At 37.5% G+C, this 25,912-nt stretch carries 18 protein-coding genes and 1 riboswitch; of the genes, 10 read left to right on the top strand and 8 right to left on the bottom strand.

What is annotated here, in order from left to right; translation table 11 throughout:
- Window positions 1-31 precede the first annotated feature (31 nt).
- Window positions 32-1,513, bottom strand: a complete 1,482-nt coding sequence (locus GWJ05_RS07365; protein WP_036935032.1) for an aldehyde dehydrogenase family protein — start codon at window positions 1,511-1,513, stop codon at window positions 32-34.
- Between the two features lie 492 nt (window positions 1,514-2,005).
- Here GWJ05_RS07365 and hcp point away from each other — a divergent pair, with 492 nt between their 5' ends.
- From hcp to mgtE, 4 genes are all read left to right on the top strand, one after another.
- Window positions 2,006-3,658: a hydroxylamine reductase gene (gene hcp, locus GWJ05_RS07360; protein WP_161681255.1), complete on the top strand. Its 1,653-nt coding sequence runs from the start codon at window positions 2,006-2,008 to the stop codon at window positions 3,656-3,658.
- Between the two features lie 57 nt (window positions 3,659-3,715).
- Entirely contained in the window at window positions 3,716-4,720 is a 1,005-nt protein-coding gene (gene hcr, locus GWJ05_RS07355) for an NADH oxidoreductase (RefSeq protein WP_036935027.1), read from the top strand.
- A gap of 269 nt (window positions 4,721-4,989) precedes the next feature.
- Window positions 4,990-5,325 carry a DUF6694 family lipoprotein gene (locus GWJ05_RS07350; RefSeq protein ID WP_036935025.1) on the top strand — a complete coding sequence of 112 codons (336 nt, stop codon included), beginning with the start codon at window positions 4,990-4,992 and terminating at the stop codon, window positions 5,323-5,325.
- A 216-nt stretch (window positions 5,326-5,541) separates the two neighbouring features.
- Window positions 5,542-5,713: riboswitch (M-box (ykoK) riboswitch) on the top strand.
- A gap of 75 nt (window positions 5,714-5,788) precedes the next feature.
- Window positions 5,789-6,862 carry a magnesium transporter gene (gene mgtE / locus GWJ05_RS07345; RefSeq protein ID WP_036935022.1) on the top strand — a complete coding sequence of 358 codons (1,074 nt, stop codon included), beginning with the start codon at window positions 5,789-5,791 and terminating at the stop codon, window positions 6,860-6,862.
- Between the two features lie 78 nt (window positions 6,863-6,940).
- Here mgtE and GWJ05_RS07340 read toward each other — a convergent pair whose 3' ends face one another.
- A complete protein-coding gene (locus GWJ05_RS07340) occupies window positions 6,941-7,447 on the bottom strand; it encodes a SprT family zinc-dependent metalloprotease (protein ID WP_141124184.1) in 507 nt (168 codons plus the stop codon).
- Between the two features lie 105 nt (window positions 7,448-7,552).
- Between GWJ05_RS07340 and GWJ05_RS07335 the strand changes: the two genes are divergently transcribed.
- From GWJ05_RS07335 to GWJ05_RS07325, 3 genes are read left to right on the top strand one after another with little or no spacing between them, the layout of a single operon-like run.
- Window positions 7,553-7,876, top strand: coding sequence for an ArsR/SmtB family transcription factor (locus GWJ05_RS07335; protein ID WP_036935017.1), 324 nt, complete (start codon window positions 7,553-7,555; stop codon window positions 7,874-7,876).
- A 3-nt stretch (window positions 7,877-7,879) separates the two neighbouring features.
- Entirely contained in the window at window positions 7,880-8,314 is a 435-nt protein-coding gene (locus GWJ05_RS07330) for a YeeE/YedE family protein (protein WP_087803175.1), read from the top strand.
- A gap of 4 nt (window positions 8,315-8,318) precedes the next feature.
- Entirely contained in the window at window positions 8,319-8,732 is a 414-nt protein-coding gene (locus GWJ05_RS07325; protein ID WP_087803177.1) for a DUF6691 family protein, read from the top strand.
- 87 nt (window positions 8,733-8,819) lie between these two features.
- Here GWJ05_RS07325 and bcsC read toward each other — a convergent pair whose 3' ends face one another.
- From bcsC to bcsR, 5 genes are read right to left on the bottom strand one after another with little or no spacing between them, the layout of a single operon-like run.
- Window positions 8,820-12,128 (bottom strand): cellulose synthase complex outer membrane protein BcsC, encoded by a 3,309-nt coding sequence (gene bcsC / locus GWJ05_RS07320; RefSeq protein ID WP_161681254.1) that lies wholly within the window; start codon window positions 12,126-12,128, stop codon window positions 8,820-8,822.
- A 3-nt stretch (window positions 12,129-12,131) separates the two neighbouring features.
- Complete coding sequence (gene bcsB / locus GWJ05_RS07315; protein WP_161681253.1) at window positions 12,132-14,453, bottom strand: cellulose biosynthesis cyclic di-GMP-binding regulatory protein BcsB; 2,322 nt, start codon at window positions 14,451-14,453, stop codon at window positions 12,132-12,134.
- Between the two features lie 59 nt (window positions 14,454-14,512).
- Window positions 14,513-17,098 carry a UDP-forming cellulose synthase catalytic subunit gene (gene bcsA / locus GWJ05_RS07310; RefSeq protein ID WP_052038459.1) on the bottom strand — a complete coding sequence of 862 codons (2,586 nt, stop codon included), beginning with the start codon at window positions 17,096-17,098 and terminating at the stop codon, window positions 14,513-14,515.
- Window positions 17,098-17,835, bottom strand: a complete 738-nt coding sequence (locus GWJ05_RS07305) for a cellulose synthase operon protein YhjQ/BcsQ (RefSeq protein ID WP_036935008.1) — start codon at window positions 17,833-17,835, stop codon at window positions 17,098-17,100. The genes bcsA and GWJ05_RS07305 overlap by 1 nt, the downstream gene beginning before the upstream one ends.
- Before the next feature lie 8 nt (window positions 17,836-17,843).
- On the bottom strand, window positions 17,844-18,035 hold the full coding sequence (gene bcsR / locus GWJ05_RS07300; RefSeq protein WP_036935006.1) for a cellulose biosynthesis protein BcsR: 192 nt from the start codon (window positions 18,033-18,035) through the stop codon (window positions 17,844-17,846).
- Window positions 18,036-18,895: 860 nt separating this feature from the next.
- On the opposite strand from bcsR, the gene bcsG reads away from it, so the two are divergent.
- Window positions 18,896-20,629: a cellulose biosynthesis protein BcsG gene (bcsG, locus tag GWJ05_RS07295; protein WP_087803185.1), complete on the top strand. Its 1,734-nt coding sequence runs from the start codon at window positions 18,896-18,898 to the stop codon at window positions 20,627-20,629.
- 180 nt (window positions 20,630-20,809) lie between these two features.
- Here bcsG and metK read toward each other — a convergent pair whose 3' ends face one another.
- Window positions 20,810-21,964: a methionine adenosyltransferase gene (gene metK, locus GWJ05_RS07290; RefSeq protein ID WP_036935002.1), complete on the bottom strand. Its 1,155-nt coding sequence runs from the start codon at window positions 21,962-21,964 to the stop codon at window positions 20,810-20,812.
- Between the two features lie 688 nt (window positions 21,965-22,652).
- Here metK and speA point away from each other — a divergent pair.
- On the top strand, window positions 22,653-24,560 hold the full coding sequence (speA, locus tag GWJ05_RS07285; RefSeq protein ID WP_103004922.1) for a biosynthetic arginine decarboxylase: 1,908 nt from the start codon (window positions 22,653-22,655) through the stop codon (window positions 24,558-24,560).
- 103 nt (window positions 24,561-24,663) lie between these two features.
- Window positions 24,664-25,584, top strand: a complete 921-nt coding sequence (speB, locus tag GWJ05_RS07280) for an agmatinase (RefSeq protein WP_087803187.1) — start codon at window positions 24,664-24,666, stop codon at window positions 25,582-25,584.
- Window positions 25,585-25,912 lie beyond the last annotated feature (328 nt).

Here is a 25,912-nt window from a genome sequence, read left to right as displayed (position 1 = left end):
TATTTATAAGAATTTAGAAAAAAGAGAAAATTTATTCTTTCATACTGATGAAGATGTTTTTCACTTGACTATAAGCATCTAGCATCATTTTGTGTGTTTCACGACCTAAACCTGACTTCTTGTAGCCTCCAAATGGAGCATGGGCAGGGAGTTCGTGATAAGTGTTAACCCACATACGGCCTGTTCTTACCGCTTTTGCAACACGTAAAGCACGGTTAATATCTTGCGTCCAAACACCGCCACCGAGACCATATTCAGAGTCATTAGCCATTTCGATTACTTCATCTTCGTTATCGAATGGAATAACACACAATACAGGTCCAAAAATTTCTTCGCGAGCAACACGCATTTGGTTAGTTGCATTGATGATAATGGTCGGACGAACAAAGAAGCCGTCGTCGTAACCTTCACCTGTAATGCGTTCACCTCCTGTTAAAACGGTGGCACCTTCTTTCTTCGCGAGTTCAATATAGCCTAAGATAGTATCCATTTGATCTTGGCTAACTTGTGTACCCATTTGCGTATTAGGATCAAGCGGATCACCAACACGAATACTCTCAAATTCAGTTTTTAATGCTTTCAGAAATTCATCATGGATATCTTTATGTAAGAACAGACGTGAACCTGATTCACACGCTTGTCCTTGGTTCATTAATATTGCCAATGCTGAATATTTGACTGCTTTTTTCATATTTGCATCAGGGAATACGATATTGGCTGATTTACCGCCTAATTCCAATGTCGCAGGAACCATTTTTTTCGCAGCCGCTTCTGCCACGGTATAACCCACATTGGTAGAACCTGTAAATGCAAGTTTATCAATATCTTCGTGTTCTAAAATAGCTTGTCCTACAACAGAACCACGTCCTGTAACAATATTAATCACACCTGCCGGTAATATTTCATTTAAAATACGACCTAGCTCTAATAATGAAAGGGAAGTCAATGTTGCTGGGTTAATCACAACAGTATCACCTGCTGCAATGGCTGGTGCTAATTTCCATGCTGCCATTAATAGTGGGAAGTTCCATGGAATAATTTGTCCTACAACACCAATCGGTTCACGAATAACAAGACTAATGGTATTTTCGTCTAGGACGGCACTTTCATCGGTATGAGAGCGTATCACGCCTGCAAAATATCGAAAATGGTCAATAGAGGCAGGTAAATCGATGTTTTTCGACTCATTGAGTGGCTTACCATTATCTAATGATTCAATCCAAGCAAAGCGTTCTTGTTCTTGCTCTAAGCGATCTGCAATTTTTAATAAGAGGGCTTGGCGTTCTGCTGGAGAAGTTTTACTCCATGTTTTGAATGCGTTACGTGCAGCCGTGACTGCACGGTTGACATCTTCTGCACTTCCAGATTGGTATTCACTTAATAATTCACCGGTTGCAGGGCTATAGGTTTTGGTTGTTTTTTGTGATGTGCTAGTTACCCATTCTCCACCAATTAGCATTTTGTAGCTTTCTAGAGGACGAAATTCTGATGGAACATTATTTAATTTAATCATTTTTAATCTCCAATGTAGGGGTGAGTATCATTTAAATTTATAGTTTCATTTTGTAATACTCGTGCTAATAACATATATCAAATGAAATAATTTGATTAGCTATTGATGCAATAGGTGATATTAACGATAAAAAATAGTAATGAATATTACTGATTTAACAAAAATGAATAAACTTAATCGTTTCATCTCTCAGCTTTTATATGATTAAACAAAAAACACCCATCAGTTATTCTTAAATATTCTTTCTTATTTACTCATTAACGATGTAATGCGATTAATCAATTTGTTTAAAAAAAAGGTTTTAGATTTATGTGAAATCAAAAGATAAAAAAAGAGATATTGAAAGATTTGCTAGAAATTGCGTTAGATCAAACAACATTTAAATTGTTCAATATTGCACTTTCGCTCTTATAAAAATGGCGTATTCTTATGTTGCATCTATAATGCAACTTATAAAAATAAAGCGTTATCTCTTATTAGAAGGAATACGATATGTATTGTGTGCAATGTGAACAAACAATGAAAACGCCTGTAGGTAATGGTTGTGCCTATGCGCAAGGTATGTGTGGTAAAACAGCAGAAACTTCAGATCTTCAAGATTTACTGGTTGCAGTATTAGAAGGACTTTCAGCGTGGGCATTAGTAGCACGTAGTGTTGGTATTATTGATCATGATGTTGATAGCTTTGCGCCTCGCGCTTTTTTCTCTACGTTAACCAACGTCAACTTCGATTCTGATCGCATTGTCGGTTATGCGAAAGAAGCTATCTATTTCCGTGAAAGTTTGAAATCTCGTACTGTAGCGAAAAATGCCGCAATTCAAGTCACTAATCCAAGAGCTGAAATTCAATTAGCAGGTAACGATTTAGACAGTTTACAAAAACAAGCCCAGCTTTTTGCCTTAAATGGTGATAAAGCACAAATCGGTGATGATCTTCATGGCTTACGTATGCTGTGTTTGTATGGTTTAAAAGGGGCTGCTGCTTATATGGAGCATGCGCATGTTTTAGGTCAATACGATAATGAGATTTATGCAGAATATCACCGTTATATGGCGTGGTTAGGAACGGATCCTGCTGATATGAATGAATTGTTAGAAAATGCGATGGGCATTGGCCAAATGAACTTCCGCATTATGGCGATTCTGGATAAAGGCGAAACTCAAGCTTACGGTAACCCAACGCCAGTTACTGTTAATGTGCGTCCTGTTGCGGGTAAAGCAATATTAATTTCAGGCCATGATCTGAAAGATTTACAAATGCTACTTGAGCAAACGGAAGGTAAAGGGATCAACGTTTATACTCATGGTGAAATGTTACCAGCTCATGGCTATCCAGAACTTAAAAAATATAAACACTTAGTGGGTAACTATGGTAGTGGCTGGCAGAATCAGCAAATCGAATTTGCGAAATTCCCCGGCCCTGTACTAATGACATCAAACTGTATTATTGATCCTAATGTCGGTAATTATGGCGATCGTATTTGGACTCGCAGTATTGTTGGTTGGCCGGGTGTAAAACACATCACTGGCGATGATTTCTCTGAAATGATTGAACAAGCACAATCATTAGAAGGTTTCCCATACAATGAAATTGAGCATTTAATTACTGTCGGTTTCGGTCGTGAAACACTATTAAATGCTGCTGATACTGTGATCGATTTAGTCTCACAGAAAAAATTACGTCATGTTTTCTTGGTTGGTGGTTGTGATGGTAGCCGTGGTGAACGTAGTTATTACACTGATTTAGCAAGAGAAATTCCACAAGATTGTTTAATCATGACCTTAGCTTGTGGTAAATATCGTTTTAATAAATTAGATTTTGGTACTTTAGAAGGGTTACCACGCTTACTTGATGTGGGTCAGTGTAATGATGCTTATTCTGCGATTATGCTAGCTGTTAATCTAGCTGAAAAATTAGGTTGTGGTGTCAATGATTTACCACTGTCCTTAATTTTGTCGTGGTTTGAGCAAAAAGCGATTGTTATTTTATTAACTCTGCTTTCATTAGGCGTAAAAAATATTTATACCGGTCCTACAGCCCCTGCGTTCTTAACAGACAATTTGCTTGCGGTTTTAAATGAGAAATTCGGTATGCGCTCAATCACTACACCAGAACAAGATCTTAAAGAGATCCTGTCAGCTTAATCGTTTAATTCATCATCATTGCCGAAGCCTGAGGGCTTCGGTAAGGAATAAATATCCATGACGATGCCTAGTTCCCTTTGCCCTAATCGTATGCAAGTTCACTCAATTGTTCAGGAAACCCCTGAAGTGTGGACACTAAATTTAATTAATCATGACTTTTATTCATATAAACCAGGCCAATTTGCGTTGGTGAGTATTAATAATAGTGATGAAGTAATGCGAGCTTATACTATTTCATCTTCGCCAGGGCTAAGCCCTTTTGTCACTTTAACTGTTCGCCGCTTAGAAAATGGCGTCGGTTCGGGTTGGTTAACATCACAAGTAAAACCGGGTGATTATCTTTGGTTATCTGATGCACAAGGTGAATTTACATGTGCAGGTAAAGAAGATGCCCGCTATTTAATGTTAGCCGCAGGGTGTGGTGTTACCCCTGTGATGTCAATGACACGCTGGTTGCTTAACAATCAACCTAAAGCGAATATCACCGTTATTTTTAATATTCGTGAGCAAAGTCAGTTTATCTTTGAGAAAGAGTGGATCGAATTAGCCAATGCGTATCCCTATAATCTCAATTTTATTATGATGCCTAAATTACCTGACAATAAAGGGATCTTTAGTGGTCGTATTTCTCAAGAAAAATTAGCTGTATTAGTCCCTGATATTGCGAGTCGCATTGTTATGTGTTGTGGCCCAAATAGTTATATGGAAGACACTGGACGTTTTGCAAGAAATCTTGGTGTACCTGCTGAGAATATCTTTATGGAACGTTTTGGTGATGAACCCGTTTGTGTTGATGAAAATGAACAATTAACCATGACTATTCGTCATCCATTATCGCAAATTAAAGTTCCTGTTGGTGTCACTTTGTTAACGGCAATGGAAGAGAATAAAGTACCCGTTTTTGCTGCTTGTCGTGCAGGTGTTTGTGGCAGTTGTAAAACGAGAATTGTTAGTGGTGATTATGATGTTTCCAGCACCAGTACATTAACGCCTGAAGAGATTGCGCAAGGTTATGTGTTAGCGTGTAGTTGCCGTTTAAAAGGTGATGTTGAGCTAGCATAATCGCTTTTTATTAAACTCTTTCCTTCTATTCTTCTATTTTTTGCCCTGTTAATTTATTAACGGGGTTTTTTATGTCTATTCTTCCCATTAAATGTGGCATTAATCTGGAAAATACCCCCTTTATTTTAATTTAAACTCCATTTTTATTTATTCAGAATAATAAGAATATTGAAATGTGAGAGTTAATAAAAATATATTTTAATCAGTGTGGAGTTTCCTTATAAACATTCTGCTATTATTTAAACCATTGATTGGGTAAGGGGGGATATATGAAAAAATTGTTAGTTATTTGTTTATTTAGTGTCATGTTATCTGGCTGTGAAAAACCTCAACAAACCCTTGATGGCTCTAATGTAGAGTCATTACGTATGTCAATTGTTGAAATGCGTAATTCTCTCCCCCTCGATGAGCAAGCGCGTTTTGACGAAGCAATAGAGTTGGCTATTCTTAATGATATTAATTTTAATGATTTAGTGATTGCGGGGCGTCATAAGAATGGCGATATGATCACCCGCAAAATGTGCCAATCATTAGATGGTAAAACAGTAAAAGAGATATTTTCACAGGCAGAAGAAATAAGAGTGCAAAAATTAGCATTTAAATAATCAATTAATAAACAGATTATCTCTGATTATGCGATTTTCACTTTCGTAGAAGAGGTTTATTTCTTTTTTATATATTAATTCCAAATGGAATTATATTATTTAGTTGTATGATGAATATTCTTGGCGTCATTTTCAATAGAACTTAAACAAAATCGTTATCGTGCTTTCCATTATAGTGTGAGTGGTTATAATGCGCGCCGCATTCGCAAGAAAATGGCAGTATCTCGTTAGGCGAGGCTCCTATACAAACACAGGTTACTGATCTGACGACGTCGAGAGACGCCCAAGATTAGGACAGGATATATCGACCGAAGGTATATCCCCATGTAACTTCCAGTATTCATCGGATACGTTGTATAGTGCTAAAACCGAGACGTGTAGATAGCTTTTGCATTCTCGCTTCTGGTTTCGCCCCTATGGAGAACTGATTTGCTAAACACAAACAGTAATAGGGAACCACAAAATGACTTTCAATACTCAAAACAAAATGGATGCTGTCTTAGTTGCAGATGCATCCTTAAATACACCACAAAATAATTCCACTCAAGACCAATATCATCGTTTAAAAGACGATGCAACTGTTAGTGCGTATATGAGCCAGTCTTATATTGCGGTTTCAGTTGCAGATTCGGTTGAAAATGTAAAAAACCAACTGGTTAATGATTTAAAAGATGAATTAATTCCAACCTATCTCTATGTTGTTGATAAAGATAATTATCTTAATGGAATTTTACCTGTTAAATCATTATTAACCGCGACAAATGATCTGTTTGTGTCTGATGTTATGCGTCAAACTTTTTTCTCTGTATCACCTGAACAGAATCGACATGATGTGTATCAATTGATTAGCCATAGCGGTTTAGACAGTGTACCTGTGATGCATTTTGGAAAATTAGTGGGTGTGTTACGTCCTCAAGATATTGCGGAATTGATTGAAGATGAAAATACCCTTGATGCACAGATGCAAGGGGCAACGTCACCATTAGAGCAGCCTTATTTAGAAACCAGTCCAGTAACATTATGGCGTAAACGTGTTGTATGGTTATTGATGCTGTTTGTGGCAGAAGCGTATACCAGTACGGTATTACATGCTTTTGAAGATAGACTAGAAGCCGCTATTTCATTGGCATTCTTTATTCCATTACTGATTGGTACTGGGGGAAATAGCGGAACACAAATTACCTCAACGCTTGTTCGTGCGATGGCGTTAGGTGAAGTGAGCTTACGCAATGTGTGGTCTGTTTTAAGAAAAGAGATAACAACATCTATCATGGTTGCGTTAACCATGGGGATCGCGGGTTTTGTCCGAGCTTGGTTCTTAGGTGTTGGAATGGAAGTGATGATTGTTGTTGGATTAACGCTTATTTCAATCACTGTTTGGAGTGCTATTGTTTCATCTGTTATTCCAATGGTATTAAAGCGTTTAGGTATTGATCCAGCCGTTGTATCAGCACCGTTTATCGCAACGTTAATTGATGGTACAGGTCTTATTATTTACTTTGAAATTGCATCTCATGTGATGAGCGAGTTTGCTTAAGACGAATTAACCTATTCTTTTTAAGATCAAGCCGATGTGATTTAACCAATACATCGGCTTAATTTTTATCAATTGGCTTTAATCTTCTATAAATTGCAAAATAGCCTGACAATGGCGACAACGGTACTGTGTTTCCCCACGTAATACCTTGTTATGACGACGAATGGTGAGTTGATGCCCTTCTTCACAATGACAAGCATAGGGAAAGGTTTTGGGTTTAACGGCTGTAACATCAAAATGATGAGTACGTTTAGCTGAAACTTGTAATACTGTTTCCATCATCCACTTCCACTCTTTTCCATGAGGTGCTACACGACCGAAATGGCGACTAACTAGTAAATGCGCTAATTCATGAGGAATAACTTCTTCAATAAAATTCTGTTTATTTTCAATCAATAATGTAGGATTAATACGGATTTCCCAATTTGCATAATAGGCACTGCCTGCAATAGTTCCTCTCTGATTATAATGTAGAGTAGGTTCTGGGTAATTTGTATTAAGATAAAGATTCGCCTGCTGCAATTTTTCACGCAGTGTTCGCATAACGCTTTGCACTAAGGCGATGGGGACTCTTACCGTTTTCATGTCACAGAGCATATAGCGCCTTATACAAACACGCAATAAAAAGAAAACTTGCACAATATATAAATTAACATATTATTAAAAAGTATATTGATTATGGAGTTTACCATGACACAACGAGTTCAACCTGATTTATTAGATGCAATGAAACTGGCAGCCAATGAAGCGTCTAGCATACTTAAGACCTTAGGAAATGGCGATCGCCTCTTGTTATTGTGTCAACTAAGTCAGGGCGAAAAAAGTGTGAGTGAATTAGAAGAGAGTTTAGGGATCCGTCAGCCTACGCTTTCTCAACAGCTGACTGTTTTACGCAATGAAGGATTAGTGAATACTCGTCGTGATGGGAAACGTATCTTCTATTCTATTGCTGATGAAAAAGTATTAGTGCTTCTCAATACGCTTTATCAGCTTTATTGCCCTATAGCAGGTTAAGTTATGAATATAGATTGGGTTCACTTTACGCCTTTAAGTGCGGCAATTGGTGGGCTTATGATAGGTGCAGCCGCCGCTATTTTATTGTTATTTAATGGTCGCATCGCCGGAATAAGCGGTATTTTAGGCGGGGTTTTAACAACAAAACAACAGGGGAATGGTTGGCGTTGGGCATTTTTACTTGGCATGTTAATCGCGCCCACACTCTTTTATTTTTTTGATAAGCCTTTAGCGCCAGTGATTGAAACATCACCTTGGATGTTAATTATTGCTGGTGTACTGGTGGGAGTTGGTACACGTTTAGGGAATGGTTGCACTAGCGGTCATGGTATTTGTGGATTAGCACGATTATCACACCGTTCTATAGTGGCAGTTTTAATCTTTATGGTGATGGCATTTATCACCGTTTATATTCAGCGTCATGTGATAGGAGGCTAAAAAAATGACAAAGCTTGTTGCTTTTTTTTGTGGTCTTCTATTCAGTGCAGGATTGATTGTTGGTGGAATGAGCAATCCGCAAAAAATCTTAGGATTTTTAGATATTACTGGAAATTGGGATCCTTCTTTATTGATAATTATGGGCGCTGGACTGGTTGTCAGTGTTATTGGCTACCAATTAACACGCCATAGACAACAAAGCGTATTAGCGTGCCCTTTGAATATTCCAACGAATAAAGCTATTGATAAACCATTAGTGTTAGGCAGTGTACTATTTGGTATTGGTTGGGGATTAGCAGGGATTTGCCCTGGTCCTAGTTTAGTATTAGCGGGGGCTGGATTTTATCAAGGTATTTTATTTGTTCTTGCCATGATTGCTGGGTGGTTATTAGTCGGACTTTTGCATAAAGCACCGTAATGATAATTTAATATCGTAATCGCAGTATTCGCGAAAAAGTTAAACGGGAAGCCTAGTGCCTCCCGTTTGTGTCTTACTATTTGAATATTATTTAAAGTCAGCGTAAGGAATAAGTGGATTAGGAGGTAAATCTAAATCTCCGTTCCAGCCATCAAACGAATAGCGTAAATACATTAATGCATGGCTTGGGGTATAGTTTTTAGCTTGTTGAATATCGATAGCTGCACCAATAAACCAGTGTGGTGTAATACGATGTTCAACTAATGCTCTTGCGGTATAACCAAAGCCAGTACTGGAGTCACCATCATCAACCTCATTATGTTCTTGATAATAAAGCCTCATCATTTCTTCTCGATCTTCAGGGCTAAGTTCATTCATATAGCGATTAAACTTATCGACGGAGACGAGATTGTGTAAGGGATAGCGTTTTCTGTCATCAGTTTGAGAGTATGACCAAGAAACGGATCCTGATAACTCCCAAGACCAATCTTCAGTGCGTTCACGATAATTAATAGGGATCCCTAAAGAAACATATTTTTGAGGACTATAATAGCCACCTTGACCTAAGGTATAGCCACTTAAATCTTTATCGTAATGCCAGAGCATTGAACTTAATCCAATGGAAACTAGACGGTTATTTTCATTGATCACTTTATAATAGTAGCCCCCCATTCCTCGAAGACTACTATTATCTTCAACATTTTTTCCCGTCAATTTATCGACAGAAACCTCGCCCCAATAACCGTCTTTTCCACCTAAATCATAGCTTCCACTTAAACGAACACCGGTTCTTCTAACTCCGCCCCATGTTTTATTTGTCCAAATATCTCGTTGACCACCAAAAGCAAGCAAAGAGCTATTAACTGGGCGGCGGTGAACATCAAGTGTCCAACCCACATTAAAAAGATCATAGCTATAGGCAATTCTACCGACCCAATCAGTGACTTTAAAACCTAATGGTGTTGTTCCCAGATCCCATTGCCATTGTTCATTTTCCCAACCAATTGCAGGGCTGACGCCAAAGGCTTGTTGTGCTAGAGGAGAACAACCGGTACGGTAGCAAGTCCCAAATTTAGAGTCATAAGGTGATGTGCCAAGTTTGCCACTATTGAGGTTGACTAAATCTGCTCGCCAAAAAAAACGGCCATCATAAACAGGATGATCAAGTTGTAACATCGTAGTGTGGGCGCGTAGTTTTGAATAGCCTTCGCTACCACTAGCGCCCCAATAATCATGCTCAAGAGTAAAACGCCATTCTTGTTGACGATAAAGAGAGTGAGTATCAGCTCGTAGACTTCGAGACAGCCAATTATCTTTATCGTCATTACGCATTAATGTCGTGTACTCAATATTATCTTTTGGCAACTTATCTGTGATCCCATCCTTGATCATCGCTTGTTGATAATAATAGTGAGCTTGCTGACGATGTTGGCTATCACGCTGAAAACGGGCAATATCGCGTAATACTAAAGGATCAACACTCTCTGGCTCTTTTTCAATTTGCTGTGTTAAATACGCAAAATAGTGTTGTGATTTTTCTGTATTACCCACCTCTTTTTCTGCATTAGCAACACGTCTAAGAGAATTACTATCAAACTGGTTGGGGGAAAGGGTTTCTATTTTCGCAAGATAGTATTTTGCCTGTATTTTTTTCCCTTGTGCTAAGGCAATATCTGTTGCGCCTAATAATGCTGCTTCGTTGTTAGGTTCTAAATTTAAGGTGGTATGGTAATAACTTAAGGCTTGTTCAACGTTATTTCGCTCTTGAGCCCAGTCAGCTAAGAGTAAATAAGTCTGTGCTTTTTGTTCTGGCGAGATGTGAGCAAAAAGGTAATCAACAGCTTGTTGTTCTTGTCCTTTTTCGCGCAAAGATCCCGCGTGTGCTAATGCTTCATCAAAACGTAATTGGCTGTCTAACGCTTTCATGCTTTCACTACGTTGAGATAAGGGAATTTTTTTTAGCGTATCGAGCGCTTGTGTTTCTCGATTTGTTTTGTTCAGGTATAGCGCATAAGCGTAAAGGCGAGATACGTCATTAGGGAGGCGACGATTTAGTTGATTAAAATATTCTTCGGCAATTGGTGCTTGTTGCGTCATTAATAAATCATCAGTAAGACGATAAATATTCCATACATCATTAGGGTAATCTTTAGCGATGGCTTTACGCTTTTCAATTGCACTAAAATATTGCTCGTTATGCTCATCATCGGCCGCTACATCTTGCTTTATACCTGAAATTATATAGCTATAATCTTCTGCTAAATTTTTATATTGTCTTGGCGTTAAATGAGAAATAAATTGTAGTGCTTTTTCATGGGACTGTTGGCGATAAAGTTTCGCTAAACTATGTAAAGTGGCTGGGTGATTGGGGTGATATTTTAATGCCTGTAAATAATAATTTTCAGCTATTTCCAATTGGTGCTGTGCAACAGCAATATCACCTAAGCCAATATAAGGCTCACTCTGATAAGGGCCTAACTTATTGAGTTGGTTGAAATAGCGCTGTGCTAATTCATAATCCCGTTTTAGCAGGGCATCATCTGCTTTTGACAGCAAATACCAATATTGATTAGAGTGCAATATTGCTTGCCATTGACCGCTATTATCATGATTAGGTGCTAATTTCAGCGCCTGAGAAAGATAATAAATTGCAGCGCTACGTTGATCAGCGCGGGAATAGCGTACCCCCAAGGCACCCACAATATCGGCATTATCAGGTTGTTGCCGTACTTTTTCCCTCAATGTAACAAGAGGTAATGACGAGACATCAGATTTGGACTTTATACTTGCCATGGTGCTTGTTGTCGCCATGGTTGTTTGTTGCTGATAAATACTCGCAATTTTTGCATTTTGAGAGTATTGACTGTAAATATGATTAAGTCGGTCTATTTTATCCTTGTGTGAGGATTGCATTAGCACTTGGATATACTCTAGTGCTAAGGTTTCATCAGGTGGTATCCCCTGATAGATTTCATCGTATAAAGTTAAGGCATCATCATAACGCCCAGCGGTACGATAAAGCTGAGCTCTTTGCTGTTTTTGCCGATTTACATCTGTTGTTAATGATAACGTTTTTATTGCACGTTGATATTGCTCTGATTGTGGGAATTGAGTGCCTAATTGAGTAAATAACAGTTGTGCTTTTGCATTGTCTTTTTGTTTTACAGCAAATTGAATTTGCATTAATAGGATATGAGGATCATTGGGTTTAATTAAAGATAAACGATGTAGAGATTGAGCCACCAAAGCTTCATTTCCTGTGGATGTCCCTAATCTCACTTGCTCTTGCAAAAAGGCTTCGGTTGTCTCATTGCCCGCTTGTGTGACAGGCAAAAAGCCTGTCAGCAAAAAGAGGGTAATAATAGACTGTCGATGCGAGTGACCAAAATGCCACATAGCTTAATCCTTAGCCGCTAAACGACGTTGGCTTCTTATTTTCATTGCTCGCCAAATAAGAAGAGAGACAAGAATAATACCGATGATTGCCGCTAAGCCAAGCCATACAGGGTGAGAGGCAAAGACGTACCAAACTTCTTCCCACCAAGGTAAGTAACCGACGTAATAAGTATCACCGACACGTAAGCTATTGACGCCAGATCCTCTGACTAATACTACGGAGCCATGCATTGCATCACGCTTACCACTATCACTGATAGCTTCATTTAATAATTTGTAACCTTGGGTGCTATCAGCTAACAGAGCGACTACGCTACGTTGCGAAAAGAAGGGTGATTGGAATCCAATAATGGCACCCATGGATCCTTTTGAGGTCAATGAAACTCGGCTATCAGAGCGTTTATCTGTAGGTTGATAGCTTGTGTGGCTAAATATGCTGATTTCACGAGAAGGTAATATGATTTCACTGCGTGCCTTATCGATCAATACGTTCATCTGTTTGTCATTATTTAATGCGGGTGGAATGGTTCCTATTAGTAATAGATCCGCATCTCTTTTTTGTACCTCTTCTAATGAGTCTGTTAATGAGACATTAAGAGCAGGATAGCCTGTCTGAGCACCTATATTTCCCATTGATATCAATAAGGTTGATAATTGAGTTGGAGAAGGTTGCTGATTAACAAAAATGACAGTTTCAGAAAGGTCAGCATAACGACTAAATGGAAAACCTGCGTGGCTATAAACACGTAAATCAGGTAAGGCGATATAATGCCGATAATCGCCTGTAAAATTGAAACTTGATAACTCATCAATAGCAACTGCGTTTGGAACAGGTTGATAAGTAATGCATTGATCTAGTGAACCACCCGGAATTGGGTTGGTGTAATCAAAGGCAAATGTAATTTGGTTACGTTCCCCCAGTTTTACTGCAGGAATATTCAATAAATTCTTATGCTCAATCCAGCCTTGAATAAGCGGTAAATAAGCGATAACAAGGTTATCTTTTTTATCTTTTTCAAGAGGATAAGCTTTAATGAAATGGTCGTTTACTGAGATAGACATACGAGAGTCATCTTGAAATGCAGGTGCGGTATAGCGATAACGCAATTGCATTTGTAATCCCGTATTATTAAACATAAAGAGATCAGGCGGTAAGGTCATATTTAACGTAATCGGATTGGGTGTTAATCCCCGAGATTGCAATTGACCTTCATAATCTTGTAACGTATTAAAATAAATAGGTTTATTTAATTGTACCCATTTTGGAGCATCGTAAGGCTCACGAGGGATTAATGCTTCTACTTCATTAATCGTGACAACATCACCTCTAAAAATAACTTGCCCACGAGCAATACCATTTACAGCCGTGATCAAATCATTATCATCACGTCCCATAATAAGAAGTAACTTAATATAAGGATTAGTTGGATGTGTCAGTATTTCGATGGTTGGCTCTTTAACATCAGGATGCTGTTTTAAAAATGTGGGTTTTTGTTGATTCGTTGCGAAAATAATGCTGTGTTGATTTGGTAACTCATTGTAATAAACAGGATAATTTTGTTGACGCCAATCAACTTGAGTACCAAACCAAGAAGAGAGGATCGCAGCTGCTTTTTGTTGGGTTAAATGAGGTGACTGACTAAACACCATCGGCAGTGTTAACTCACCAAAATCACGGTTATCAAAAAAGGGTTCTGGGAAATACGCTAATTCATTACCTAAACGGAGTGATTGAAAGGTCAGATTTAATTGACTGTTTTTACTCACATCAAGCCAGAGTGTTGTATTCGCTTGGTTTTCACAAATTTCACGATAATGGCCAATAAAAGAGAGTTTTATATGGTTAAAATCTTGAATAAATAAGGGATCAATCGGTATCGTAATTTGATTTTTCTTACCTAAATCTTCTTGTTTTAAGGTAATCACGCCCATCATTTCATCATTCAAATAGACATTAAGATGAGACTCTACTGGAAGTAGTGATGGAGAGGGGGTAAATTCTAAATCAAGAGTTGCCTTTGAAACATATTCATCACTACGCACACCGAATTCTAAATAGCCATCAGGGCTAACACCAGTTAAATGCATGGCGCCATAACTCGGTGCTGCATTTGCAAATTTTAATATCTTCTGACGAGTAGACGACGTGAGCTCACCAGAAGGTAATTGTGTATTTCCAGGCTCTGCTTGAGAAGTAACATCAAGAGCCACTTCAGTTAATGTAACAGATGGTTTTGAAATGGTTGTTTGCACTTCTTGTGTTTCATCTCCATAAACTGAAGAAGTGAGCATAAATAAGGCAAATATGAGAAAACGTTTTTTCATTATTGTTACCCATGATCTTATTGTTTATTAATAAACTCCCAGAAAAGTGAGTTTTTCCTTCAAGATTGATGAAATATTTGTGAAACATTAACGCGTTGAGGGAGTAATGATGAAAGCCACAGTAAAAAGAGACCGAGTAAGCGAAAAGTGGCGTAAATAAAGTAAGGAGCACGCTTTAACAAGGTGTTATAACCTTGCATGCTGATAAAAATAATATTTTTGAGGCTACTTAACGGTTTGTCGGTTGGAAGTTCGTTTTGCCAATCAGCCCAAGTATCAGCCCGCTCAAAAGTACAGGCGGTAAAATCGATCGCTTTTTGCGTTGTCATCTCAAGGAGTTGCAACCCGATGATTTGCCCTTCAATACGTGAAATATTGGCTTTAAATGCATGTTCACGCTGATTTTGAGTGAGCAATAGTGTGATGTTTTCATTTTGAGAAAGTGAAAGTATGACGTTATCAGGCAATAAAATGGCACAGCTATTATCTGAAAAATCATAAAGATAGCAGCGGTAGAGTGCACCATTGTTTAACAACAACATAGCAGGCGCTTTTATTCGAACTCGAGGAAATCGGCGTTGTTGTTTGGTTTCAACAGAAACGGCAATAGCAACACCTAGCAAGATAAGGTTATAGCAAACCCATAATAAACACATGACAGTCGCCCAAGCTTCGTCAGGATCGCCTGTTGCAATGCGCCAAAAAGCAAACAAAATTCCCAGTAAATTCAAATTGAAAAAGAGTAAGTAAGGGCGATTAATGTTCCAATCCACAAAACCTTCTTCCATCATTCCACCTTTTTCAGTGACGTTAAATTTGCCTTTATACGGGGAAAATAGTGTGCTTAATACAGGGCGAGTGGTGTACCACGCCAAAATTGTTTCATAGATCTCTCCCCAAAATGAGTGGCGATAGGCACCTTGTAATTTTGAACTTGCCAGAGAAATGTGGATCAAATACGGCACAACATATAAGGCTATAGCGATAGCAGGCGCATAAATGATATAGGCGTGAAAAATAAGAAATGTCAGGGGGGCGAGTAAGAAAATCATACGAGGAATGCCCGAGAAAAAATGCAACATAGCATTTAAATAACAGAGGCGTTGAGGAATGCTTAATCCTTTACCGAAGAGAGGATTATCAAGGCGGAATATTTGTACCATGCCTTTTGCCCACCGAATACGTTGTCCGATATGTGCCGATAATGATTCAGTTGCGAGACCTGCAGCTTGTGGTATGCGAATATAGGCAGATCGCCAGCCATGACGGTGTAAACGTAATGAGGTGTGTGCATCTTCGGTGACTGTTTCAACGGCAATACCACCAATTTCATCTAATGCAGTACGACGTAAAACTGCACACGATCCACAGAAAAAGGTAGCATTCCAAGTATCATTGCCATCTTGAACTAACCCATAAAAGAGTGTGCCTTCATTAGGTGTTTCGCGAAAATTACCTAGATTACGTTCAAAAGGATCGGGGGAGAAAAAATGGTGAGGTGTTTGTACTAAGGCCATTTTTTCATCTTGTAAAAACCATCCCATGGTAAATTGTAAAAATGAACGTGTTGGAATATGGTCACAGTCAAAAATGGCGACAAATTCACCAGAGGCGAGGGATAAAGCATGATTGATATTACCTGCCTTGGCAAAATTGTGTTTTTCTCGTGCGATATAACGAATGCCGACCTCTTGTGCAAACGCCTTAAACTCAGGACGATCACCATCATCAAGCAGATAAATAGTGAGTTTATCTTTAGGCCAATCTAAATTTAAACTGGCATAAATGGTAGGTTTAACGATTTGTAGATCTTCGTTATAGGTAGGAATGAAAATATCAACACTTTGCCATTTTGTAATATCCTCAGGCATAGAAATCGGTTTTCGATGCAGTGGCCAAATACATTGCATAAAACTGAGAAATAGCACACACCATGCGTAAGTTTCAGCAAGTAATAGTAGTAAACCGAAAAAAAGACTAATGTTATCAACCCAGTACAGGGTTGATTGATAACGCCACCAGATATATCGACATGCAATCGTTAGAGCCAACATAATCATGGCAATTGAAGCAAAACGCCCATGAATATCGCGGAGCGCTAAAGCCACTAACCAAAGAACAATCACAAAAACAAATTGAAATGTGAGATCAAAAGGTTGGGTAATACTGAGTAAAATAAAGAAAACAGCCAAAACAGCAATAGCTGAATAAAGCAGATATTGCCAAATGGATGTATTTTTTTTCTTATGCTCAATAATTTCAATAGCGATAGGTGAAACATGGACAAAGAGTTTTTTGTACAGATTTCTGACATAAGAAATAAATTGTGTTGGTTTTTTCACTAATAATTGCACAAGGTAGTGGCAAATGAGCCAAATGCTTTGTAATAAATAGCGTAGAGGATCGAAAACTTTAGGGCAACGAGGATTGATGTGAGGAAATAACAAACGTTGTTTTCTGGCAATTTTTCGCCAAAAAGGTGATTCCATTCGTAAGAATATCCACATAATGCCCATAAATAGCTCACTAACAATGGTAGCGCTACGAGAGGCACCGTTATGACGATAGAACTTGTAGTATCGAATAAGAATGTGTTGTGGCACCTTCTTTTCTTTTTTTTTCGTGGCATCGAAAGATGATGGCATTATGGCTGTCCTTCTTTCCTCTCAAATAATGGGAAACACCATTGGGTCAGATGTGTGATTTCTTCCACTAACATGCAATTAGCTTGATAATCATATAAAGGTAAACGTGAGGCACATGCTTCTACTGACGCCTCATCTCGATGAAGAACAATAGGACATAAGGGAAAAGAGGTTGTTTGCCAAAATTGATAAAAGTCTTGGTGAATTTGGCTAGTTGCACGAAATTGATTAATGAGTATGTATTCATTTTTAACAAACTCATGTTGATTCAGACGGATATGGCAGTTGCTTTCAGCCATTGCAACGGTGAAAAAAATAGCTGCTTTTTCTATCCAAGGGGTAAATAACGTATCTTGTGTATGTTGCAAGTCCATTAAAATAATGGCGTCTGGATGCAGTTGAATAAAGGATGATAAAAAATGATTGAAATGCTGTTTTGCTGAAAATGATAACTGCAAGAGTAAATTATCCTTCGTATTAACCAAACCAAACGGTAAAACTTGATAGTGTGGTTGATAGTTAAAAATACACTCCTCTACGGGGGTTTGAGCCAATAATGCCTGACTTAATGGGGGCATTTTTTGTTGTGCAGGGAAATAAAAAGGTAAAATATTTTCAGTACAATTATCAATAATAAGGACTTCTTTGTTTTGTTGATTAAATTGTCGAGCAAGCGTAATTGCCGTGGATGTTGTACCCACTCCGCCTCGTATTCCTTTTAATACAATAAGTGGCATAGTTAGCCTCATTTAGTCATGTAATGAAATGCATTAAGTAATGGCCATCGATAAACAAGCACACTATTTTCCTCTTCTTTATTAATATCCTGATAGTGATAGTTATTTAATGAAAATAATTTTTTTAATTTATCTACATCCTTATTTAGATTATTTTTTTCTATTTTTATATTTGAGTTAATAAAAATTTCATTTTTCACATCAATAATCTCCAGATAAAAGAAAAATAAATTTCATTCCGAATTTTAACTTCCGTTAAAAGAGTGTTTAATTAATTTTTATTGCTGGTTTTTTTTAGGTTTTCATATTTAGGGTATGCTTTAAAAATAATTATTTCAATTACGTAAAAACACATAAAATAGATATTTATTATCTTTTGAATGTGAAGTTAATTGTTGGTTTTGCTTTTCGTTTTTTTATTTTTATTTCTTTTATGAAAATAATTAAAAGTAATAGAAAAGGCGCTTTACTGCAAAGTAAGGGGATAAACAATAATTGTAAATTAGTTGTTTATAACAATGTATTAAATTATTTAATTTAAATTCTAGTTATTATATATTGATTTTAATCATTTTTAATAAAATAATCATTAATTGATAATCTCCTGTTGATTATTTATGTTTTTATATCAAGTTATATATTTCTTTATTGTTGTTTATATTGGTAGCTTGTTGTTAATTGTTATTTATATGTGGTTTATTTTGTTTTTGTTTCGAAATATAAAAAATAAGATAACTCTGTGTTTCATTATTTAATGTAAATAATGAGCTGTTTTTAAAAATAGTAGCTATTATATAAATAGAAGCTTGAGTATTTTCTTTTAAATTTGAATTAAACAAGTTGGATTTTATTATTGTATTTATCAGAGAAATAGTGTTCCTCTGTTAGTTTTATTTTTTATTGATTTTTATTTAAGGGGTTTTACTAAGTGGTTAAATAAATATTCTATTATATCTTTATTTAGTAGTTAATTTAATATCAGAGGTAATGAAAAGGCAGATGTGAGTTATCATATAATTGTCGAGTTGGATTTATTTATACTAATAAGTAGGAAATCAAAATGAACAAGTCTAATTCAACCCAGTTCGATTTTTTACATTACTGGCATGGGTTGGGAGCATGGAATTTCTATTTTTTACTAAAGTTTTTTTTCCTTTGGTATGGTTATTTAAATTTTGATGCTTTTAGTAATCTACTTTTTCTCGCATTTTTATTGTTTCCATTACCTAAAAATATTTGGCATAAAATGCGTAATTGGATTGCTATCCCTATTGGGATCATTTTATTTTATCATGATACTTGGTTACCCAGTTTTTCAACGGTATTAGCGCAAGGAGGGCAACTTAAACAGTTTTCGTTTGATTATCTTGTTGAATTAGCGGTTAATTTTATTAATATCAAAATGATAGGTGTCGCCTTTATTTTGCTGGTAGCCTACCTTTTTATTGAACAGTGGATAAGGGTTTCTGTTTTTGTCATTGCGGGAGTGCTGTGGTTAAATATTGGAGGATTCACCCATTTTTCACAAGGTATGGTGCCTGCCGTTTCAGCAAATAGTTTTACCCAAGAAAATGATATTAATCCTGAAAAAATGACTGCATTAGCAAATGTCACTGAAGTCTTGCCTGAATCAGTCGAGCCAACTGCTGTTCCTGAAAACACTGTAGACATAGCATCAGTAGGAACCATTTATCCGCCCCAAAAACAGAAGGTCAATAATAAGGTATTGGATGATTGGTTAACACAATTTTATAGCTATGAGAAAAAACGCATAACACCTTTTCCTACACAGTTGTCTACCAATGCCCAACCATTCGATATTTTGATTATTAATATTTGTTCGCTTTCGACTGCGGATGCCGCCGCCGTTGGCTTACAAGAGCACCCTATTTGGGGTAATTTTGATGTGCTATTTAGTCACTTTAATACGGTTTCATCTTATAGTGGCCCTGCATCATTACGATTATTACGATCAAGTTGTGGGCAGGCTCACCATTCTGACTTATACGATCCGGCTGATACACAGTGTTTGTTAATGGATAATTTATCTTCACTCGGTTTTGCGAAGAAATTAGTATTGGATCATAACGGAAAGTTTGGTAACTACCTCAAAGAAATTCAGCAACTCGGTAATCTTAATGTCACTTTGCAAGATCAAGAAAATCTTTCTCATCAAATAACGGCTTTTGATGGTACTAAAATTTATAACGATAAAGAGACATTGATGCGTTGGTTGCAAGGCCGTGAACAATCGAATGAGAGTCGTAGTGTGACGTTTGTGAATTTAGTGTCATTACATGATGGTAATCGTTTTGTGGGGGAAAATAATACGGCTGATTATGGTAAACGCGCCAGCACTTTATTAGATGATTTAGATAACTTTATGAATGAGTTAGATAAAAAAGAAAGAAAAGTGATGGTCGTCATTGTGCCGGAGCATGGCGCCGCTTTACAAGGTGATAAAACACAAATGTCAGGTTTAAGGGACATTCCTAGTCAAAGTATTACTACAGTACCCGTCGGTATTCGGTTTACCGGGATCAAAGATAGAGCACAATTTTATCCACCAGTGATTATTGAAGAGCCAAGTAGCTATTTGGCCTTATCTGAATTTATTTCTCGTAATGTGAATGGTGATGTTTTTAATCAATCCGCTATTGATTGGAATGGATTAGCGAGTGAATTACCGCAAACAGCCAATGTCGCAGAAAATCAAGCTACTGTTGTGGTTGATTATCAAGGTCTGTCTTATATCAAGTTAAATGGTGGTGAGTGGATTAATTATCCTAATTAACCTGTAGCAGAAATAATTTCGTCATAACTCTATGTTCTTGTTTTCTCCTTTTGAGATCCCCGTATTGATTACGGGGCTTTTTTATGGAGTTAGACATAAAACAAAGAGTAATAAAAAAACCACTTCTAAAAAGAGGTGGTTTTATCAAACAATCAATAGCGTGATATTATGGATAGAGATTTATTTTAAACCTGCTGCTTCACGTAAGATTTCTGCTTTATCTGTTGCTTCCCACGGGAATTCAGCACGTCCAAAGTGGCCATAAGCGGCTGTTTTTTGGTAGATAGGATGCAGTAAATCTAACATTTGAATTAATCCATAAGGACGTAAGTCAAAGAATTCACGCACTAACAAGATCAGTTGTGATGTTGGCACTTTTTCTGTACCAAAGGTTTCTACCATAATTGAGGTTGGCTCTGCTACCCCGATCGCGTAAGAAACTTGGATTTCACAACGATCTGCTAAACCAGCAGCCACGATATTTTTAGCAACATAACGAGCGGCATATGCGGCAGAACGGTCTACTTTTGATGGATCTTTACCAGAGAAAGCACCACCACCATGACGTGCCATACCACCGTATGTATCAACAATGATTTTACGTCCCGTTAAACCACAGTCGCCCATTGGACCACCGATAACAAAACGACCCGTTGGGTTGATGAAGTATTTAGTTTGTTCATTTAACCATTCTGTTGGAAGAACCGGTTTAATGATCTCTTCCATCACCGCTTCATGCAGGTCTTTTTGTGAAATATCTTCAGAATGCTGAGTTGATAATACCACGGCATCAATACCGACAACTTTATCGTTGTCATATTGGAAGGTAATTTGGCTTTTCGCATCAGGACGTAACCAAGGTAAAGTGCCACTTTTACGAACTTGTGCTTGGCGCTGAACTAAGCGGTGAGCATAAGTAATTGGTGCAGGCATTAATACGTCAGTTTCATTCGTTGCGTAACCAAACATTAAACCTTGGTCACCGGCGCCTTGTTCTAAAGGATCTGCTCGGTCAACACCTTGGTTGATGTCTGGTGATTGTTTACCAATCGCACTGATAACTGCGCAGGAATTAGCATCAAAGCCCATATCGGAACTGGTATAACCGATTTCACGAACGGTATTACGTGTAATTTCTTCGATATCGACCCAAGCTTTGGTGGTAATTTCTCCGCCTACCATGACCATGCCTGTTTTGACGTAAGTTTCACAGGCAACGCGTGCTTTTGGATCTTGTTCTAAAATAGCATCCAAAACAGCATCAGAAATCTGATCTGCAATTTTATCTGGATGACCTTCTGAGACTGATTCAGAAGTAAATAGGTGTGTAGTCATTATATCTCGTTACCTTAATACAAACGGTTTAAGGATGGATGTTTTAACATCTAGACGTCCATTTTATGACTCTTCTCTCTTTAATTCCAGCTTTTTTTAATCAAATATAGGGATAAAGCAGAATCAAACAGTCAATCTTATTTTTTATTACGCGCTATTTTCTGATGATGAAAAATTAGAAATAAGAAAAAAAAGGTTTTTGTGCATTTTGCTTTTGCATTTTAAGTTAACTACAGGTATAAACTCGCGGTTACTGTGAAATCTGAACACAGTGTAAACCGCAGAATTTCGAATTCTGTTTCTCTGTTAGGGAAATGGCTTATAGGTTTAAGTCATGTGTGGAGTGAATGGGTAATGATCCATTGTCTACAGGTTAATCTTTTCAAAAACCAAAACAGTACTCGCCAATACTATACACGTAGTATATCTAGAGTGATTTCCTCTTTGAGCTCTTTCTCTTTAGAGCGAAGTTGTCTGTTACTTGCCAATAGGTGATTGTGTTAACTCGTTATAAGTTAACTCAAGAACTTTCTACTATTATGTCCTGCGAATAGCTGGATAATCATATAAAAATATAGTGAGTCATTACTTCCAACTGTTATTTATCAGTCGTTTCAGATTTTCAATAAATTATTGACTACTATAGTGACAGGCAAGGTATAAACTCATACTCCCTAAGGAGAATGTCATGAATGATAACATCGCTCGTAAGATGCAGCAGACCTATAATATTGCATATTGGGGTGGCGGTTACTATTTAGCGAATAATCGGGGAAATATTAGCGTTTGCCCTAATCCTGATGTTCCTGATGCCACTTTTGATTTAACTGAATTGGTTAAACGGGTTCAAGAAGAGCAATCCAATCTGCGCTTACCTGCACTTTTTTGCTTTCCTCAAATTTTACAGCATCGCTTACGTTCGATTAATGCGGCGTTTCATCGTGCACGTGAATCTTATGGTTATAAAGGTGACTACTTTTTAGTTTACCCAATTAAAGTTAACCAACAACGTCGTGTTATTGAGTCATTAGTCAATGCTGGAGAGCCTTTAGGTTTAGAGGCTGGTTCTAAAGCCGAATTAATGGCCGTGCTTGCTCATGCCAATATGACAAGCTCTGTGATTGTGTGTAATGGTTATAAAGATCGTGAGTATATTCGTTTAGCACTTACAGGCGAAAAACTTGGACATAAAGTTTTCTTAGTGATTGAAAAAATGTCTGAGATAAAAATGGTACTTGAAGAAGCTGAACGTTTAGACGTTATTCCTCGTTTAGGGGTTCGCGCTCGTCTTGCCTCTCAAGGATCCGGTAAATGGCAGGCAAGTGGTGGTGAAAAATCAAAATTTGGTTTAGCTGCGACACAAGTTCTGCAATTAATTGATATGTTACGTCAATCTGATCGCCTAGAGAGTCTGCAATTACTGCATTTCCATTTAGGTTCACAGATGGCGAATATCCGTGATATTGCAACCGGAGTGCGTGAATCTGCACGTTTTTATGTTGAACTGCATAAATTGGGTGTGAATATTCAGTATTTTGATGTGGGTGGCGGTTTAGGTGTGGACTATGAAGGGACTCGTTCACAATCTGATTGCTCGGTTAACTATGGTCTTAATGAATATGCAAATAATGTTATTTGGGCGATAGGTGATGCGTGTGATGAAAATGACTTACCACATCCAACCGTTATTACCGAATCAGGTCGTGCGTTAACGGCACATCATACCGTATTAATTTCTAATGTTATTGGTGTTGAACGTAATGAATTTACCGCGATTACGCCACCTGAAGAAGATGCCGTAAGACCTATCTCTAGCCTTTGGGAAACATGGGAAGAGATGCAAACCAAAGGGCATAGCCGTTCATTACGTGAATGGTTACATGATAGTCAATTAGATTTACACGATGTGCATACTCAATATGTTCATGGCATGTTAAGTCTGACAGAGCGTGCATGGGCAGAAGAGTTATATCTAAATATTTGTCGTCGTATTCAATACGATTTAGATCCAAGTAATCGTGCTCATCGCCCAATTATCGATGAGTTACAAGAACGTATGTCAGATAAGTTCTATGTTAACTTCTCATTGTTCCAATCTTTACCTGATGCATGGGGCATTGATCAATTATTTCCTGTATTACCGATTGAAGGGTTAGATAAACCACTGGATCGTCGTGCGGTGCTACTCGATATTACGTGTGACTCAGATGGTATTATTGACCATTATGTGGATGGTGATGGTGTTGAAACAACCATGCCTATGCCAGCCTATGATCCTGAATACCCGCCTATGATTGGCTTCTTTATGGTTGGGGCTTATCAGGAAATTTTAGGCAATATGCATAATTTATTTGGTGATACTGCGGCTGTTGACGTTTATCTTGATGAAAAAGGTAATCTTACTTACGTCCAAAGCGAAGAGGGTGATACTGTTGCCGATATGCTTCAGTACGTTAAGTTAAATCCAACGGTGTTGTTAGAACGTTTCCGTACTCAAGTAAAAAATGCGCAGTTAGATGAAGCGTTGCAAGAACAATTCCTGACTGAATTTGAAAGTGGTTTATACGGTTATACGTATCTGGAAGAAGAAGAGTAATTCTTAATTTTCCAATGCAAGAGTGATGTTATTAAACATCACTCTTTATCTATCATATTGATTTGTATGTTACTTATTTTAAATAAGTGACAGAGGTAATAGCATGAAAAATAGTACGTTAGGTAATGAGACAGATAATTCATTGATCTCTAATGCATTTGGTTTTTTACGTTTTCCACTGAATTTTCAGCCTTATAGCAGTGATGCAGATTGGGTTATTACGGGTGTACCTTTCGACATGGCAACATCGGGTCGTGCGGGAACTCGCCATGGACCGGGTGCAATCCGCCAAATCTCAACTAATTTAGCGTGGGAAGGAAATCGCTGGCCTTGGGATTTTGATATGCGTGAGCGCTTAAGCGTAGTCGATTGTGGTGACTTAGTTTTTAACTTCGGTGATGCGCAGGATATGAGCGATAAACTACAAGCTCATACAGAGAAGCTATTAGAAGCCGGAAAAAAATGTTTAACTTTTGGTGGTGACCACTTTGTCACATTACCTTTATTACGTGCTCATGCTAAACATTTTGGTAAAATGGCATTAGTCCATTTTGATGCGCATACAGATACTTATGGTAATGGCAGTAAATTTGACCATGGTACCATGTTTTTTCATGCGCCAAATGAAGGGCTAATTGATCCTAGTCACTCTGTTCAAATTGGTATTCGCACTGATCACGATAGTGATAATGGTTTTACCGTGTTAGATGCAGCACAAGTTAATGATCGTGGCGTGGCTGATCTTGTTGATCAGATCAAAAGTATTGTTGGTGATTTACCTGTTTACCTGACTTTTGATATTGATTGTCTTGATCCTGCATTTGCGCCAGGAACGGGTACACCCGTTGTCGGTGGCTTAACAACCGATAAAGCCCTGAAGATCTTACGTGCATTACAACCGTTAAATATCGTCGGTATGGATTTAGTTGAAGTTTCTCCTGCTTATGATCAATCTGATATTACAGCACTTGCAGGGGCGACGATTGCGCTTGATATGTTATATCTGCAAGCAGCAAAAAAATAATTTCTGTTAATCTTAGAAATTAGAAGTAAAGCGATATCTTTTTAGGTATCGCTTTTTTATTTTTTACTCTATGAATTAATGAGTTAAGCATTTTTTGCTAATAAATTAATCTACTGCTCAAATGTCTTTTCTGCTTTTTTTAGTGTTTATTTTATCTTTTATTGAGCGCTTATTCTAAATGATAATTATTTATAGAGTGTTTAATCACTATTATTGCGTTTACTAGTGAATGATCGTTATTTTGTCACTCGCCTGTTTAATTGCTACTGTTAATCTATTAACAAAGTTCTTTTTTTAGAAGAGCTTTTTCATCTGTGAATATTCAGGA

The organism is Proteus sp. G2626 (genome assembly GCF_009915985.1).
GTDB classification, from domain to species: domain Bacteria; phylum Pseudomonadota; class Gammaproteobacteria; order Enterobacterales; family Enterobacteriaceae; genus Proteus; species Proteus vulgaris.
This window is presented reverse-complemented; position numbering and strand designations above follow the sequence as displayed.